This window comes from Roseixanthobacter finlandensis, assembly GCF_043195105.2.
GTDB lineage: Bacteria > Pseudomonadota > Alphaproteobacteria > Rhizobiales > Xanthobacteraceae > NCEH01.
In genome coordinates this window covers 3717896-3733163 of sequence record NZ_CM195536.1, presented here as the reverse complement: position 1 = coordinate 3733163, position 15268 = coordinate 3717896, and the positions used below count along the sequence as shown (strand labels likewise).

Here is a 15268-nt window from a genome sequence, read left to right as displayed (position 1 = left end):
ATCCTTGCCCGCCGTCTGAGGATGAGCCGGCCGAGCCCGAAGCTGTTCTCAGTGTGGTGCGTTTCCGCAATATATACAACTATAGATAAATGTTTTGTGAGGGCTCATCCCTCAGTGCCTGTTCGATTCGAGCGCAATAGAAATAAAAACGAATTCAATCGTATAAGGAGTGTGCTGCCCATGCGCTCGGGAATCTATAGATATTAAGCCGTCAAAAAGAAATAAACCCCGGAACGGAAAATTGGGCAGAAATTTTCATTTATCATAACCAAAGGTTGTGCTTTCTTTCGAGGCGGGGCTTGGGGCGCGACCGCTGCCGCCAGGCGGATATTTTCCTTCGCCAGGCGCGGACTTTCGACACTGAGCCAAGGTTCTGAAAGTTGAATCCGGGGGCGCAGATGGTAAAGCTTGGCCAGGATGTAATCGATATCGGCAAGACCCGCGTCGGCCAGGAATATGTCTGGGGCGCGCACGTTCCCCTCAATAATCCAAATTGGGCCGGCCCCTGGGATTGCGCGGAATTTACATCCTGGTGCGCGTATCAGGCCTATGGGCAGATCTTCGGCGGTGGATCGACCCGGGATTTATCCAAGGCCGATCCCTATTCCGGATACTGGTATTCGGAGGCGCGCAAATCCGGCACCGCCATTTCCTGGCTGGATGCCCTGAAGATTCCCGGCGCGGCCCTCATTCGCGCACCGGGGCCGGGCAAGATCGGCCATGTGGCGTTCGCGATGGGCGACAATGATCATACGCTGGAAGCGCGCGGCGCCGCCGATGGCGTCGGCATCTTCGGCAAGGCCACCATGCGCCCCTGGGGTATCGGCTGGCTGCTTCCCGGCGTCGAATATCTGGCCGGCGACCACCTGCCGAAGGCGGTCGCCACCCCGGCGGCGACAACCCTGCCCGCCGGCTATTTCTGGCTTCGCCGTCCCCTTTTCAAGGGCGGGGCGGTGGTCGCGGTGCAGCGTGCTTTGGCCCGTAATGGCGTGGATCCGGGGCCGATCGACGGCGAATTCGGCCCGCTGACGAGCACGGCCGTGCTGTCGTTTCAGGTGATGAAGGGGCTGGAAGTCGACGGTGTGGTCGGCCCCAATACGGCAAAGGCGCTTGGCCTTTCCTATCCGATCGCACCCGAAGCGTCGGACGATCGCGCCTTCAGGCAGGCCCAATCTCCGCGCGGGCCGGACACTGTCCCGCTGCCCGTGCCGCCCGCGGCGTTCGACGGCGTCGTGGGCATTGCCCAGATCGGCACGACGTTCAAGGCGACCACCGCTTCGGGATTCACGTTCAATTTCGCATCGATCGATGATTATACCGACGATATGTGGCGGCTGGGCCTGTTTCAGGGCAAGACCGCGATCCGCGATACAAAACAGTTCGGGACATTTGCGGCGGATGACTTTCCCGGCTTCGGCCAATGGGCCCATTTCATCGAGCCGACGCTATCCGCCGAGGGCGGCGCCCGCTTCGCGACATTGAATACGTATGACCGGGCCGCGTTCACCTTCGGTGCGCCGCAATTCGCGGCTCACACCCCGGGCAAGAACTTCATCCTCTATTTGCGCCGACTGCTGGCGCTTTCCGATGCCGCGAAGCATTTTCCGGAATTGTCGTTGCGCCAGAACAACGCTGGAAAGGCCCGTGTTCATCTCGATACCGGCAACGGCTTCAAGGATCTTGAAGAAGAAGTGTCGGTGGTGCGGCCGAACGGCAAGACGGATGTGCAGCTCGTCCATCTCATGGCCTATCTCAATCCCTCCGCGACCCAGATCGATGCGGCGGAGCTCTCGGCGTCGGCGCGCCTGATCAACTGGCTGCGCCTCGATCCCACGACCAAGGAGATCCAGATCGGCGTGTTCGTCGATCAGTGCAAGAAAAATATCGCGCTCGCAAAGAAAGAGATAAAAGGTTTTACCGGAAATGACTGGGTCTGCGCGCTTTGGATTGCCGACATGTTGCACCAGGGGCGCGGCACCTATCGCGAGATGAGCGCCGCCCTGGCATCGGGAAACCCGGAGGAGCGGCTGAAGGACATCGGCCGGCGCGACTACGCCTCGCGTATCGACACCGTGGATGCCGGCGTGGCGAAACTGAAGGCGAGCGGCGTGATGAGCGGGTTCACGGTTTGAGCGGGGGAGCGTCATGAGGTGGCCGGGCAAAACTATATCGAACGGCATCGCAAGCATCCTGATCTTGGGCGCCATCTTGGGCGCCGCGCTCGTGTCCGGCGCGCAACCCGCGTTCGCGCAGGGCGCCGTGCCGGATGTACTTCCGACCTTGGGCACCAAGCTGGTCGGCCTGTTTGTCGTCGCCACCTTGATGGAATCCGCCCTCGCCGCCATTTTCAACTGGCGCCTTTACCGCGAATTCTTTAACGGCCGCGCGGTCAAGACCCTGGTGATGGCAGTGGTCGGCTATGCCGTGGTGGTGACGTTCAATTACGACATCTTCCAGCAGATCGTGGTGCTTTCCGGCGGCGTGGGCGCAGGTGACGGGGTGTCCCGGCTCCTGTCGGCGCTGGTGCTCGCTGGCGGCAGCGCGGCGGTCTATGAAGTGTTCAAGGCGCTGGGCCTGCGCCCGCCGGTCGAGCCGGAGGCGGCGCGCAAGCCGCCGGAGGACAAGGCCAGGGTGTCGGTGCGGATCGTCCGCAAGCGGGCGGTCGGGGAGGTGACGGTGCATTTCGACACGCTCGCCGATCCAGCCTTGGCCGTGAGCGCCGCGCCGGCCCTGGTGGGGGTGATCGGCGACCGGCGATCCCTATGGCAGCGCCTGAGAAGCCTGTTCTTCGCCGATCCCGCGCGCGTGCCCATGTATGGCGGCCGCACGGTGGAGGCCGGCGCGCGCGTCTATCGCGTTTCGCTCAGCTACATGCTGCCGGCGGAAGATGCCGACGCGCCACCGGTGCCGGTTTCGCAGACCATCTATACGGGCCGCTTCGGGGGCCGCGCGATCATCGATTTCGTCTGCACGGTGTGATCCGTGGCGGGGATTTTCAAAGCGGGGAACGCATCATGACGAACCGCGCGGGCACGGCGGCGCAGAGCCTGGATCGGGCGACGCCCGCGCTGGCTTTGTCGGGCGGGGGATTTCGCGCGGTTCTGTTTCATTGCGGCGCGCTCATGCGCCTCAATGAACTCGGCGTGCTTACCCGCATCACCCGAATCTCCAGCGTTTCCGGTGGCGCCATCGCCAATGGCATGCTGGCGGCGGCCTGGCCGCGCCTGGAGGTGAAGGACGGTGTGTTCATCAATCTGGACCGCGAAGTCATCGCCCCGTTGCGCAGCTTTTGCCGCCGCTCCATAGATACCATGGCGCTCGGATGGGGCGCGCTGCTGCCGGGCAAGTCGGTCGGCGATGTTCTGGCGGACAGCTATGACGAGATGTTCGGCGGCATCACCTTGCAAGACTTGCCGGATCTGCCGCAATTCGTGTTCAACGCCACGAATTTGCAGACCGGACGCCTCGTGCGCATGCAGAAGCTGCGGCTTGCCGACTATACCATCGGCCAGATCGCCAATCCCACCATCCGGCTGGCGGTGGCGGTGGCCGCTTCGAGCGCGTTTCCGCCCGTCCTCTCGCCGGTCGAGATCATCGTCGATCCGCAGGCGTGGGAGGCGCTTCCCGGGGCGGTCCATCATGGTGATCTGGCCTATGGCAAGACGCTGAATCTCACCGACGGCGGCGCCTACGATAATCTCGGCCTGGAGACGATCGACGAGTTCAACCCGGTCATCGTGAGCGATGCCGGGGCGCCGTTCGGGCTGGAGGCAGCGGCGAACACGCTCTGGGCGGCGCAACTCATGCGCGCGCTCGATATCGCCACGGACCAGGCCCGCGGCCTGCGCAAGCGCCTGCTGTTCGCCCGCTGCGAGGCCGAGCATCGCGCGGTGGCGTTTTGCGGCATCGACGGCACGCCCGCCGCCTATCCGGCGGCGCAGATTTTGCGGGCCGACCCGGTCCTGACCGCGACCCTGGCGCGCCTGCGCACGCGCCTCAACCCATTCTCAGAGCAGGAGCAGGGGCGCCTGATCAATTGGGGTTGGCTGATGATGGACGTGGCCTTGCGCTCCTTCGTTACGACCGGTGCCCCCGCGCCGGCCGCCCTGCCCATGCCGCAATATCCGCTCGCCTAACCCGCGGGCGCAGGTAGATCTTCCGCGGATCTTCGCACGTCGCGGCGCGGACCTTCCGTTCCGTAAAATAGACTCGGCAGCGCACCAAATGCGTGTATGTTTTGAACGAGTAACACGCACGGAACATCAAGCAGGACGGGTCGCCGAGATGGGCCTATGACACGCGCCACCTATCCGATTCCAGCTTTGCGGCGGCTGCGCGTCTACGCCTTCGATCCGCAAGCCTCGACCCGCGTGGAGACGGCGCGAGTCAATGTCGCGATCATTTCCCTGCCGTGGGAAGCGGAGGATGAGCTCGGCGAATATCTGGAGCCCGGCCCGGTCAATACCTATCTTGAAGTGGTCGATTTTGATCCGGTCAGCGAGCAATTCTATGAGCCGGTCGATTTGAATAACTCGTTTCTTCTGGCGCAGGACGGGCTCGCGCCGTCGGAAGGCGATCCAAGGTTTCACCAGCAGATGGTGTTCGCCGTGGCCATGAAAACCATCAAGGCCTTCGAGCGGGCGCTGGGTCGCACAGTTTTCTGGTCGCCGCGCCGTAATCCCGAAACCGGGATTTTCGAGCGTGTTGACCGGCTGCGTGTTTATCCGCATGCGCTGCGGGAAGCAAATGCCTATTACAGCCCGACTCAGAAGGCGCTGCTGTTCGGTTATTTCAAGAGTTCGACCTTGCATGCCGGGGCAAGCTGGGTATTCACCGCCCTGTCCCATGATGTGATTGCGCACGAAACCACCCATGCCATCGTCGATGGGATGCACCGTCATTATATCGAGCCGACCAGCGAGGACAGCCTCGCGTTCCATGAGGCATTCGCCGACATCGTCGCGCTGATGTCCCATTTCACCCTCAGCGAAGCGGTCCATGACGCGATTTCCGTCCATGGCGGCAATCTCGACGAGCGCACCTTGATGAGCGGGCTCGCGCGGCAGTTCGGCGCCGCGATCGGCCGTCCGGGCGCACTGCGCGAGGCGATCGACGTGGACATGGGCGGCACGCCGGACCCGACCGCGCTCGATCGCATCACCGAGCCGCACGCGCGCGGCGCGGTGCTCGTGTCGGCGGTGTTCGACGCGTTTCTCACCATTTATCGCCGCCGTACGGCGGACCTGTTGCGGATTGCCAATATCAGCATCGACAAGGGCGCGCGCCGCGAACTGCACCCGGACCTGACGGCCCGGCTGACGCGCGAGGCGGTGAAGGCGGCCGACCATGTGCTGCGCATGTGCATCCGCGCGCTGGATTATCTGCCCCCGGTGGATGTGCGCTTCGGCGAGTTTCTCCGCGCCCTCGTCACCGCCGATGCCGACCTCGTACCTGACGATCCCTTCGGCTATCGCCTCGCTATGGTGGAAGCGTTCCGCAGCCGCGGCATCGTGCCGGAAAACTGCCTCTCGCTGGCCGTGGACAGCCTGTTGTGGGAGCGGCCCGAGGACGTCCTGAAGCTCGATGCGATTCCCGGACTTCAGCTCGACCCGGTCTTCGATCGGGTGGGCGCGGCGCAGCGCGCGGCGGAGAATGTGGAAGCGGTCGAGAAGTGGTTTTTCCAAAGCGAGGATCAAGGCAAGGATGATTATGACGACGACGACGGTGAAACCGAAGGTAAAGGCGAGGACAGCAAGGATCTATGCTGGCAAAAGGCCTGCGGTGTCATTTTTCGCGAAGATCTGATGCCGGAAAAGGGGCCGTTGAAGTCCATTCTGTTCAATTGCGATAAGAGCGGCAGGCTGATCCGCAAGCTGCCGCCGGCGGAAATCCAGCAGGTGCGCACGACCCGCCGCGCAGGTCCCGATGGCCAGGACATCCGCCAGTTGATCATCGAGGTGACGCAGGAGCGCCGTGGCTTTTTCGATCCGGTTGTTCAGAAAGACCAGGATCTGGGGCGTAAGCCCTACCTTCCCGGCGATTTCATCTTCCGCGGCGGCGCCACCATGATCTTCGATCTGCGCAGCAAGAAGCTTCGGTATGTCATCCGAAAGCGGATCGACGACGAGGCACGGCTGGCCGCCCATCGCGCTTTCCTCGCCGCCCACCGGCGCGGCGGGCTGCTGGGCGCCACCTATGGCAGCGGCGCCTTTCTCGAAGAGCCGTTCGCCATGCTTCATCGGGGGGTCTAGCCATGAACGATCCGATCGACGATGCGGCGGCGGATTTCGTCAAGGTGCGCATGTATCGCGGAATATTGGGCGATTGCTTTCTGCTGACCACCTGCATCGCCGGCGAAACCAGATATGCGCTGATCGACTGCGGGGTTCTGCAGCACGTGCCCGCCGGCGACGCGCTGTTGAAGAAATTGCCCCCCGAGGTGCGGAAAAAGGTTGGGGAGGCTCGGCTGAAGGCGGTACAGGCGGGACCAGAACAGATCAAGCGCATCGTGGCGAACATTATTGACACCACCAAGCATCATCTTCATCTGCTGATCCTGACCCATGAACATTTCGATCATCTGTGCGGCTTCCATTATGCCAAGGAAATGTTCCTGGATAAGAGCGTGGTGATCGACCGGCTCTGGATGGCATGGACCGAGGACCCGGCCGACCCGCAGGCGCAGCGCCTGCGGGCGCGCTTTGCGATAGGGCGTACGGCGGTGGCGAATGCCCTCGCCATGGCGCCGGAGCTCGCCGCCGTCGGTGGCCATCCGCTGGCCATCGCCGAGGGTCTGGCGGCCTTCGTGGGGCTCGCCGAAGAGGTCGCGCCAAAGCCCGGATCGAAGCGTTCGGCGGCGGCGACAGGCCAGCCGCGCAGCAATTCGACGCGCGGCATGATCGAGCAGATGCAGCTGAAAGTTGGGGCCGCGTCCACCTTTTATCTCGCGCCGGGGCAAGTGGTTGCCGGGGCCGAGGGCGTGGGCCTGACGACCTATGTCCTCGGCCCCCCGCGCGACGAAGCCTTGTTGCAAAAGGATGCGCCGTCCGCGGGCGGTGCCAAGGAAGTGTATCTGACGCATACCGACGATGCGGTCGCCCTGTCGAGCGCCGTCGCCGCAAGCGCCCGGCGTCTTAAGGTCGCCTCGGCGGTCCGGGCGGAGGCGCCCGACCAGCCGTTCGCCCGGCCGCACCGCTGGGGCGATGGGAAGGCGCCCGGCCCGGATGATCCACGCGCCAAGCTCGTTGAGTTGTATCAAGAGCGCGAGGAGGCCTATCGGAAGATCGATCACGCCTGGGTGGGGGCGGCGGAAGCCTTGGCGTTGAAGATGGATTCCGACACCAACAATACGAGCCTCGCCCTGGCCATGGAATTGCCGGGCGGGCAGGTGCTGCTGTTTCCCGGCGATGCGCAGGTCGGCAATTGGCTGTCCTGGCGTTCGCAGGATTATCCAAGCCCGGCGCGGCCCGGCGAAAGCGTGGTGACCATCGACGACCTGCTGCGCCGGGTCGTGTTCTATAAGGTGGGCCATCACGGCAGCGACAATGCGACGCTGAAGGAGCTCGGCCTTCGTAAAATGGTCGGCGGCCGGCTCACGGCGGCGATTCCCGTTGTCGAAGCGGTGGCAGCGGTGCAGGGCGCCGGCAGCAAGGTGCCGGGTGCGGGATGGCGCATGCCGCACCCCCCGCTACATGCCGACCTCGTCGAGCGGACCGAAGGGCGCATCGTGCAGGGCGACGGGGATCCCGCCGCCGAGGCTAAAGCCTTCAAGGAAAACCCGACGCATCCGAAGCATCCGGTGCAGGTTCAGCACCAGAGCGAGGACGGGGGGTTGTGGGTGGAATTGACCTTCCCCATCGAAGCGGACAGCAAAGCGAAATCCCGGAGTGCTTTCGCGCGAAGCTGATATTCGGGCAGGCGCCCGAGGCGCCTGTTACGGCATTCTGGAGGGAAGGGTGATCGTTTCGCCATCCACTTGGAACATGCCGTAGCCCTGATGATGAATGGTTTTGGGAGCCACTTGCGCCGGGTCATGCCAAGCTTTCACCACCTCCAATACGAAAAGATTATAAGCGTTCACGAGCCGGGTATCTTTCACGACGCACTCAAGGTTCGCGAAGCATTCCCCCACGAGCGGCGCCTGCACTTGCGTTGCGGGCACGGCCGTGAGGCCACAGGCGGCGAACTTGTCCATGTCGCGCCCCGAACAATTGCCGACTGCAACCACCTTGGAGGCAAGTTCCACCGCCGGAATGGCGATGACACAGGCTTTGGTGGCGCGCAGTGCGGTGAAGCTGAAATCGCCGCTGCTGACGATGCAGGCGATCAGGGGTGGATTAAAGTCCACCATCATGTGCCACGACATGGTCATGACATTCGCATGCCCCTGATGACTGGTCGTGAGCAGAACCACCGGCCCCGGCTCGATCAGCCGATAGACTTGCGAAAGCGGCAGGATTTGCATTGCATGAGGGGTATTCATTGCATGCGGCATCAGGCGAGGCCCCGGGCGATGCAAACCGGCACGCAGCGTGTCGCACAGCCGCGCTTCGGCGGCGTGAGAACCGGAAGGGGCACCATCGCGAGGCTTGCGAACGGGGGACGAAAGGCCGTGATCATGCTCGCATCTCCTCGCGCAGCCCACGTGCCGCTACGGCAGAAAGCTGGATTTGCGCGGGCGGAATTTCACCTGCCTTTGTAGCATCCGGCAGTTCGCCGTGGCTGCGCCTTGCGTTGTGTCAAGAAATGCGCGCGCGACGTCCATGAGCGCGGCCGAACCAAGACGGCCGGCAAGGCGCGTGCGCCGAGACGCCCTGCTTCTTCCGCCCGTTGCCGAATTGCCTCGCCTGCGCGGCTCGATCGGCTGCAACACCACTTTCCATCCTCGTCAGAGCTTGACGCTGGTTTCGCGGGCCCAGAGGCGCAGCTTGCGGCAGCTTGAGACGAAGTGCGACGCCGAGGCGGCACTCTCGAGCGGGATCAGGCCCTCGTCCGCGTCGGCCGCGACGCCGGCCTTGGACAAAAGCGGCGCGGCGGCAGCTGTGAAGCCGATGAATTTGCAATGGGCGAAGGCATCGGCGACGAAATCACGCGCCGCCGCCTCGCCGGCGAGCCGCTCCGCCCCTTCCTCCGACAGGAGCAATGCCACGGCATCGAACAGCACCGACGGACCACCGTCGATCATGTGCTTGGCCACGACGCGGGTGCCGTCTGCCGCTTCCACCCCGGCCACCTTCGGGGCGATCACCTCCATGGTCGCGCCCTCCGTCTCAATGGCTGCCCGCAGGCGCTTCAGGAGAGCCCCGTCGCAGCTGTCGCTGACGAGCACGCCCACCTTGCGACCGGCAAAGCTCGGCGGGCCATTTTGGACGATGCTGAGGGCGGGCGAGGCCGGCAGGTCGTCGCGTGGGGTGATGGCCGCATCCGCCGGCTCGGGCAGCTCCTCGATCCCGAGCTTGTCGGCCACGGTCGCGCCGAGAGCCTCATCTATATTGAGCAGATGCGCCACCATTCGCTCACGCAGGACCGGATTCTCGCATTTGCTGAGCTCGAAGGTCAGCGCCATCGCGATATGCTTCTGCTCGGTCGCGGTCTGGCTGTTGAAGAATTGCCGCGCCTGGCTGTAATGGTCGGCGAAGCTCTCCGGGCGCAGCCGCACTTTCGGCGCGTCGATCTCCTCGCGGAACGAGCGGAACCCGCGCACGGGATCTTCCCGCGGACCGGCGCCCCATGAATTCGGCTGGTAATTCGCCCGGCCGACCGGGTTGCGCATCGTCATGTGCCCGTCCTGCTGGAAATGCGCGAACGGGCATTTCGGCGCATTGACCGGGATATGCGTGAAGTTCGGACTGCCGAGGCGCTTCAGCTGGGTGTCGAGATAGGAGAAGTTGCGGCCCTGAAGCAGGGGATCGTTGGAGAAGTCGATGCCGGGGGGCACATTCTGCGTCATGAACGCGACTTGCTCGGTCTCCGCAAAGAAATTGTCCGGCATGCGGTCGAGCACCAGCCGGCCGACCGGGACCGGCTTGATGACCTCCTCAGGAATGAGCTTGGTCGGGTCGAGCACGTCGAAATCGAAACTGTCGGCGAATGCCTGGTCGAACAGCTGAACGCACAGCTCCCATTCCGGGAAATTGCCGGACTGGATGGCGTCCCACAGATCGCGGCGGTGGAAGTCGGGGTCGGCGCCATTGATCTTCACCGCCTCGTTCCACACCACCGATTGCAATCCGAGCTTCGGCTTCCAGATGAATTTGACGAAAGTGGATTCATCCCTGGCATTGAGGAAGCGGAAGGTGTGGACGCCGAAGCCTTCCATGAAGCGGAAGGAGCGTGGGATCGCACGGTCCGACATGATCCACATGATCATGTGCATGGATTCCGGCGTCAGCGAGATGAAGTCCCAGAAATTGTCGTGGGCGGACTGGGCTTGCGGGAAGGCGCGGTCCGGCTCGGGCTTCACCGAATGGATTACGTCCGGAAACTTGATCGCATCCTGGATGAAGAATACCGGGATATTATTGCCGACGAGATCCCAATTGCCTTCCTGCGTATAAATCTTCACCGCAAAACCGCGCACATCGCGCGCGAGGTCAAACGATCCCTTGGAGCCGGCAACGGTGGAAAAGCGGACGAAAGCGGGCGTCTTCTCTCCAGGGCGCTGGAACAGGTCGGCGCGGGTGTATTGGGCGAGCGACTGGTACGTCTCGAAATAGCCGTGGGCGCCATAGCCACGGGCATGCACGACGCGTTCGGGAATGCGCTCGTGGTCGAAATGGAAGATTTTCTCCCGGAAATGGAAATCCTCGATCAGGCTGGGGCCGCGCGGGCCGATCTTGAGCGTGTTCTGGTCATCGGCGACCGGCCCGCCCTGCGCGGTCGTCAGCGTTTGCGTGTCGCCGTCCGCGATCTGGTGGAGCTCGCCTCCCTGGCCACGTAGGAGGGGCTGATCGTGGATCGTCACGCTGTCAGCGACACCTTTGGCGCGCTTGGGCTGTCCTGCCATTTTCTTTCCCTTCTCGCTATGCTGACGAAGGCGCCCCCGCCCGGTGGGGCAGGGCGCATGGATCACGCGGCCTTGCGGGCCTTCGCGCGATCGTTGGCGCCGGCGTCCGCGAGCTTCGTCAGGTCGGCGTCGGTCTTCGATTCCTCCTTCAGCGTGGCGTCGAGCAGGGTCGCGGCTTCGGACAGGCCGAGCTCGGTCGCCCAGCGCTTCAGGGTGCCGTAGCGGGTGATCTCATAATGCTCCACGGCCTGGGCTGAGGCGACGAGGCCCGCATCCAGTGCCGGCACGCCCTTGAACTCATCCATGATTTCTTCGCCTTCGGCGAGGATCCCCTCGATGGCGTCGCAGGTCTTGCCCTGGGCGCGCTTGCCGATCAGCTCGAAGACCTGCTGCAGGCGTTCGATCTGGCCTTCGGTTTCCTGCCGATGCTTCTCGAACGCCGCCTTGAGCTCGGGAGACTCGGCCGCCCGCTGCATCTTCGGCAGAGCCTTGAGGATCTTGCGCTCGGCGTAATATATATCCTTGAGCGTATCGTGAAACAGATCGTCCAGAGTCTTTTCCTGCGCCATGGCATCACCTTTGTTTTATTGAAGATTCGACCGGGCTGTCGCGCAGCCCGACGGTCCACAACGCGCCATCACGATTGGCGTTCCCGCTCGTCTTGGTCCGAAACGCGAAAGGACGTGGCGGCAGTGAGGTTTTGCATCGTGACCTTTGCGGTTGCATGGGCCTCTACGCATCTGCTGCCGCTGCCTGATCGGTCGGAACCGTAGATGGAGGGCAGGGGTTGGGGCTGGAAAGGGGTTGGGGCTGGAAAATGCCGACTGCTGACTTCAGGTCCGATGCCGATGTACTTGCGCACACCATTGATAGGCCATCTGCGGGAGGCGTCATGACCAGCCGGCATGGCACCATCCGCATCGGCGTCTCGGGATGGACCTACGCGCCCTGGCGCGGCAATTTCTACCCCGACGGCCTCGTACAGAAGCGCGAACTTGCCTTTGCGGCCCAGCGCTTTCCCGCGCTTGAGATCAACGGGACCTTTTACGGCCTGCAACGCCCGGAAGTATTCGCCCGTTGGGCGGACGAGACGCCGGACGACTTCGTCTTCGCCGTGAAAGGCTCGCGCTTCATCACCCATACCAAGCGGTTGCGCGACATCGAGACCCCGCTGGCCAATTTTCTCGCTTCGGGCCTGCTGCGGCTTGGGCCCAAACTTGGCCCGCTGCTGTGGCAATTCCCGCCGAGTTTCCGCTTCGACGCGGAACTGATCCGCGATTTCCTAGCCTTGCTGCCCCGGACTCCGGCGGCCGCCGCCTGTCTCGCCCGTCGGCACGATGCGCGCCTCGACGGGCGCGCCGCGACCGAAACAGAGGCGAAGGGGCCCATGCGCCATGCCATGGAAATCCGCCATGACAGTTTTCGCGATCCCGCCTTTGTCGATCTGCTGCGCGAGCATGGCGTCGCCCTGGTGTGCGCCGACACGCGCGACTGGCCGCGCCTGATGGATCTGACGGCGGACTTCGTCTATTGCCGCCTGCACGGTTCGACCGAACTCTATCGTTCGCGCTACGAGCCGGCGGCGCTGGATGTGTGGGCCAGGCGCGCAAAGGCCTGGGCCGAGGGGCGGCCGATGCGGGACGGCACGTTCGCCGGCACGCCCGAGGCGCACGCCAAGGCGCGGGACGTATTCGTGTTTTTCGACAATACGGATAAGTTGCACGCGCCAGAAGATGCGGCACAATTGATGCGGCGGCTCGACATCCATTGGCGACCCGATGCGGTGAGGGCGGCATGAGCGTGCGGGACGACGCGCGGCCGGAGGCGCGCACGTTCGAGACTTTGGACGCGCTCAACGCGGCGCTCGCGGCGGAGCCGCCGCCGGTGGTGGGCGCTCTCCGTCCGGTGCCGGGCGAGGGACCTGTCGGAGCCGGCATCGCCTTTGTCGGCGAGCAGCCCGGCGACGAGGAAGACCGGCAGGGGCGCCCGTTCGTCGGCCCGGCGGGGCAATTGTTGGACCGCGCGCTGGCGCAGGCTGGGATCGCCCGCGCGCGTAGCTATGTGACGAATGCGGTGAAGTCTTTCAAGTTCGTCCAGCGCGGCAAGCGGCGCATCCACCAGAAGCCGACGGCGGGCGAGGTGTCGCATGCGCGCTGGTGGCTCGACCGCGAACTCGATCTCGTCCATCCGCGCGTCGTGGTCGCACTCGGTGCCACGGCGGGGCTGGCGCTCGCCGGTCGACGGGTTGCGGTCACACGCGAGCGCGGGCCGCTCACGTTCGGCAAGAGGTGCGGCTATCTCACCGTGCACCCGTCCTATCTGCTGCGCCTGCCGGACGAAGCGTCCAGGCATGCGGCCTATGAGGCCTTTGTTGCGGATCTCAAGGCCATCCGAGAGATGGCGCTCTAACTCTTTGAAGAGACACGGATTTGCCGAGCCCCTTGAATCGGCCCGCGTTTCAATGGGCGGCAAGGGCGGCAAGGCCAAGTCCCGCCGTGCCCCCGCAGATGCGAGGCGGCGCGTGGCTTCCCTCGCCTGAGAAACGCATTCCATTTCCCGAATTTTGCTCCGGGCGAGACCGGAGCGGATGCGGCTTTGGAGATTGCGGTTCACCTGAATGCATTACGGCGCTTGACGAGGGGTGAAAAATAAATTTGAATATATGAAATTAACTTCGGATATATGAAATTAAAATGAGCGCTGTGCGATCTGCATCCCGGGCTTTCCAGATTTTCGAGGTGTTTGGCGCCGAGGGGCGCCCGATGCTCCTCACAGAGATCGCGCCGTTGATCGACGTGCCGCTTTCGAGCTGCTACGGGCTGATCCAGACCTTGCTTGAGCGCGGCTATCTCTATGCCGTGAGCCGCCGCCGTGGCTTCTATCCCACCCGCAAGCTGCACCTTCTCACGACCGCCATCGCGGCGAAGGACGCCTACCTCCAGCGCCTCGTCCCGCATCTTGAAGCTCTGCGCGATATCAGCGGGGAAACAGTAATCATCGGCACCCGCCAGGGCGACCAGGTGCTTTATCTGGACGTTTTGGAAGGCGCGCAGACCATCCGTTATTCGGCACGGCCCGGCGACTTCAAGCCGCTGCACTCCAGCTCCATCGGCAAGGCGCTGCTGGCGGCCGGTCCGCGCGACGGCATCCAAACGCTGATACGCAAGAAGTCCATCGTCCCCATCACGGCGCATACGATCACCGATCCCCAGCGCCTCGAAGCGGATCTGGAGGCCGGGCGGGCGCGCGGCTATTTCACCACCCACGGCGAAAACGTGGCTGACGTAACGGCGCTCTCCACCGCCCTGGAGGTGGACGGCATGATGATCGGCATCGCCATCGCCGGGCCGAGCTACCGCATGGAAGGCGCCATGGACGCGCTTGCTGCGCGCCTGCTGGCCACGGCCGGCGACATCAAGGCAGCCGCGCGATGACCGCCACCGTGACTTCAGCGGCGACCTCCGCCACGGCGATCGCGGCGAGCGTCGCGACGCGGCAGCTTCGCGTGGCGGTGGCTGGAGGCCGGCTCGACGTCACCCTCGATCGCCCGCAGGCGCGCAACGCGCTGAGCCTCGACACCCTGCGGGAACTGGAGATGGTGTTCACCCGCTTCGCCGCGGTGCCGGACATCTGCGTCGTGGTCCTCACTGGTGCCGGCGACCGTGCCTTCGCCGCCGGTGGCGACCTCAAGGAGCTCGACGCGCATCGCAGCGCGGCGCAGGCCGGCGCGCTGTTCGATACTGGCCGGGCGGCGCTCGATGCGGTGCGGCGGTTTCCCGCGCCGGTGGTGGCCGCCCTGAACGGCGTCGCCCTCGGCGGCGGCGCCGAATTGTCCATGGCGTGCGATTTCCGCCTCGCCGCCGCCCATGCCGGCATCGGCTTCGTGCAGGCGCAGCTGGCGCTGACCACCGGCTTCGGCGGCTGCGCCGACCTGCAGGCGGTCGTCGGCCCGCGCAAGGCGATGGGGTTGATGCTCGCCGCGCAGCTCCTCAAGCCGGCCGAGGCGGAGCGGCTGGGCCTTCTCGATGCCGTGGCGGGAGAGGGCGAGAGCCTGGACGCGCTGGTGGACCGCTTCGTCGCGCCGATCCTCGCCCGCCCGCCCGCGCTAGCGCGCGACCTGAAGGCGATGGCGCTGGCCGGCATGGACCCGGCGCGGCGCGCCGCCCTCTCCGCCGAGGAACGCGCCCGCTTCATCCGAGCCTGGACGAGCCAGGAACACTGGGTCGCCGCCGAGCGCATGCTCGCCCGCAGGAGCTGAGACCG

At 64.4% G+C, this 15268-nt stretch carries 11 protein-coding genes and 1 pseudogene; 9 read left to right on the top strand and 3 right to left on the bottom strand.

What is annotated here, in order from left to right:
- Window positions 1-398: 398 nt before the first annotated feature.
- From V5G24_RS17680 to V5G24_RS17660, 5 genes are all read left to right on the top strand, one after another.
- On the top strand, window positions 399-2132 hold the full coding sequence (locus V5G24_RS17680) for a peptidoglycan-binding domain-containing protein (protein WP_394080608.1): 1734 nt from the start codon (window positions 399-401) through the stop codon (window positions 2130-2132).
- A 64-nt stretch (window positions 2133-2196) separates the two neighbouring features.
- Window positions 2197-2979: a hypothetical protein gene (locus V5G24_RS17675; protein WP_394080610.1), complete on the top strand. Its 783-nt coding sequence runs from the start codon at window positions 2197-2199 to the stop codon at window positions 2977-2979.
- A gap of 35 nt (window positions 2980-3014) precedes the next feature.
- Entirely contained in the window at window positions 3015-4136 is a 1122-nt protein-coding gene (locus V5G24_RS17670; RefSeq protein WP_394080612.1) for a patatin-like phospholipase family protein, read from the top strand.
- A gap of 156 nt (window positions 4137-4292) precedes the next feature.
- Window positions 4293-6251 carry a gluzincin family metallopeptidase gene (locus tag V5G24_RS17665; protein ID WP_394080614.1) on the top strand — a complete coding sequence of 653 codons (1959 nt, stop codon included), beginning with the start codon at window positions 4293-4295 and terminating at the stop codon, window positions 6249-6251.
- 2 nt (window positions 6252-6253) lie between these two features.
- Window positions 6254-7906, top strand: a complete 1653-nt coding sequence (locus V5G24_RS17660) for an MBL fold metallo-hydrolase (RefSeq protein ID WP_394080616.1) — start codon at window positions 6254-6256, stop codon at window positions 7904-7906.
- Window positions 7907-7933: 27 nt separating this feature from the next.
- On the opposite strand, the gene V5G24_RS17655 is transcribed toward V5G24_RS17660, so the two are convergent.
- The 3 genes from V5G24_RS17655 to V5G24_RS17645 form a co-directional block, all read right to left on the bottom strand.
- Entirely contained in the window at window positions 7934-8464 is a 531-nt protein-coding gene (locus tag V5G24_RS17655) for a flavin reductase family protein (protein WP_394082060.1), read from the bottom strand.
- 423 nt (window positions 8465-8887) lie between these two features.
- The gene (katE, locus tag V5G24_RS17650) at window positions 8888-11005 is read right to left on the bottom strand and encodes a catalase (protein ID WP_394080618.1); all 2118 of its coding nucleotides are present in this window, start codon (window positions 11003-11005) and stop codon (window positions 8888-8890) included.
- A 62-nt stretch (window positions 11006-11067) separates the two neighbouring features.
- On the bottom strand, window positions 11068-11574 hold the full coding sequence (locus tag V5G24_RS17645) for a YciE/YciF ferroxidase family protein (protein WP_394080620.1): 507 nt from the start codon (window positions 11572-11574) through the stop codon (window positions 11068-11070).
- Between the two features lie 323 nt (window positions 11575-11897).
- Between V5G24_RS17645 and V5G24_RS17640 the strand changes: the two genes are divergently transcribed.
- The 4 genes and pseudogenes from V5G24_RS17640 (at window position 11898) to V5G24_RS17625 (ending at window position 15263) form a co-directional block, all read left to right on the top strand.
- Window positions 11898-12803, top strand: coding sequence for a DUF72 domain-containing protein (locus tag V5G24_RS17640; RefSeq protein ID WP_394080622.1), 906 nt, complete (start codon window positions 11898-11900; stop codon window positions 12801-12803).
- A 38-nt stretch (window positions 12804-12841) separates the two neighbouring features.
- Window positions 12842-13414 (top strand): annotated as a pseudogene (locus V5G24_RS17635) (UdgX family uracil-DNA binding protein); the annotation flags it as partial.
- A gap of 353 nt (window positions 13415-13767) precedes the next feature.
- A complete protein-coding gene (locus tag V5G24_RS17630) occupies window positions 13768-14439 on the top strand; it encodes an IclR family transcriptional regulator domain-containing protein (protein WP_509292253.1) in 672 nt (223 codons plus the stop codon).
- A complete protein-coding gene (locus tag V5G24_RS17625) occupies window positions 14436-15263 on the top strand; it encodes an enoyl-CoA hydratase/isomerase family protein (protein WP_394080626.1) in 828 nt (275 codons plus the stop codon). The genes V5G24_RS17630 and V5G24_RS17625 overlap by 4 nt, the downstream gene beginning before the upstream one ends.
- The last annotated feature ends 5 nt before the right edge of the window (window positions 15264-15268 follow it).

Coding starts and splice junctions, on each gene's coding strand:
- V5G24_RS17680 (WP_394080608.1), top strand. CDS start 399: ATGGTAAAGCTTGGCCAGGATGTAATCGATATCGGCAAGACCCGCGTC.
- V5G24_RS17670 (WP_394080612.1), top strand. CDS start 3,015: ATGACGAACCGCGCGGGCACGGCGGCGCAGAGCCTGGATCGGGCGACG.
- V5G24_RS17665 (WP_394080614.1), top strand. CDS start 4,293: ATGACACGCGCCACCTATCCGATTCCAGCTTTGCGGCGGCTGCGCGTC.
- V5G24_RS17660 (WP_394080616.1), top strand. CDS start 6,254: ATGAACGATCCGATCGACGATGCGGCGGCGGATTTCGTCAAGGTGCGC.
- V5G24_RS17655 (WP_394082060.1), bottom strand. CDS start 8,464: ATGCAAATCCTGCCGCTTTCGCAAGTCTATCGGCTGATCGAGCCGGGG.
- katE (WP_394080618.1), bottom strand. CDS start 11,005: ATGGCAGGACAGCCCAAGCGCGCCAAAGGTGTCGCTGACAGCGTGACG.
- V5G24_RS17645 (WP_394080620.1), bottom strand. CDS start 11,574: ATGGCGCAGGAAAAGACTCTGGACGATCTGTTTCACGATACGCTCAAG.
- V5G24_RS17640 (WP_394080622.1), top strand. CDS start 11,898: ATGACCAGCCGGCATGGCACCATCCGCATCGGCGTCTCGGGATGGACC.
- V5G24_RS17630 (WP_509292253.1), top strand. CDS start 13,768: ATGCTCCTCACAGAGATCGCGCCGTTGATCGACGTGCCGCTTTCGAGC.
- V5G24_RS17625 (WP_394080626.1), top strand. CDS start 14,436: ATGACCGCCACCGTGACTTCAGCGGCGACCTCCGCCACGGCGATCGCG.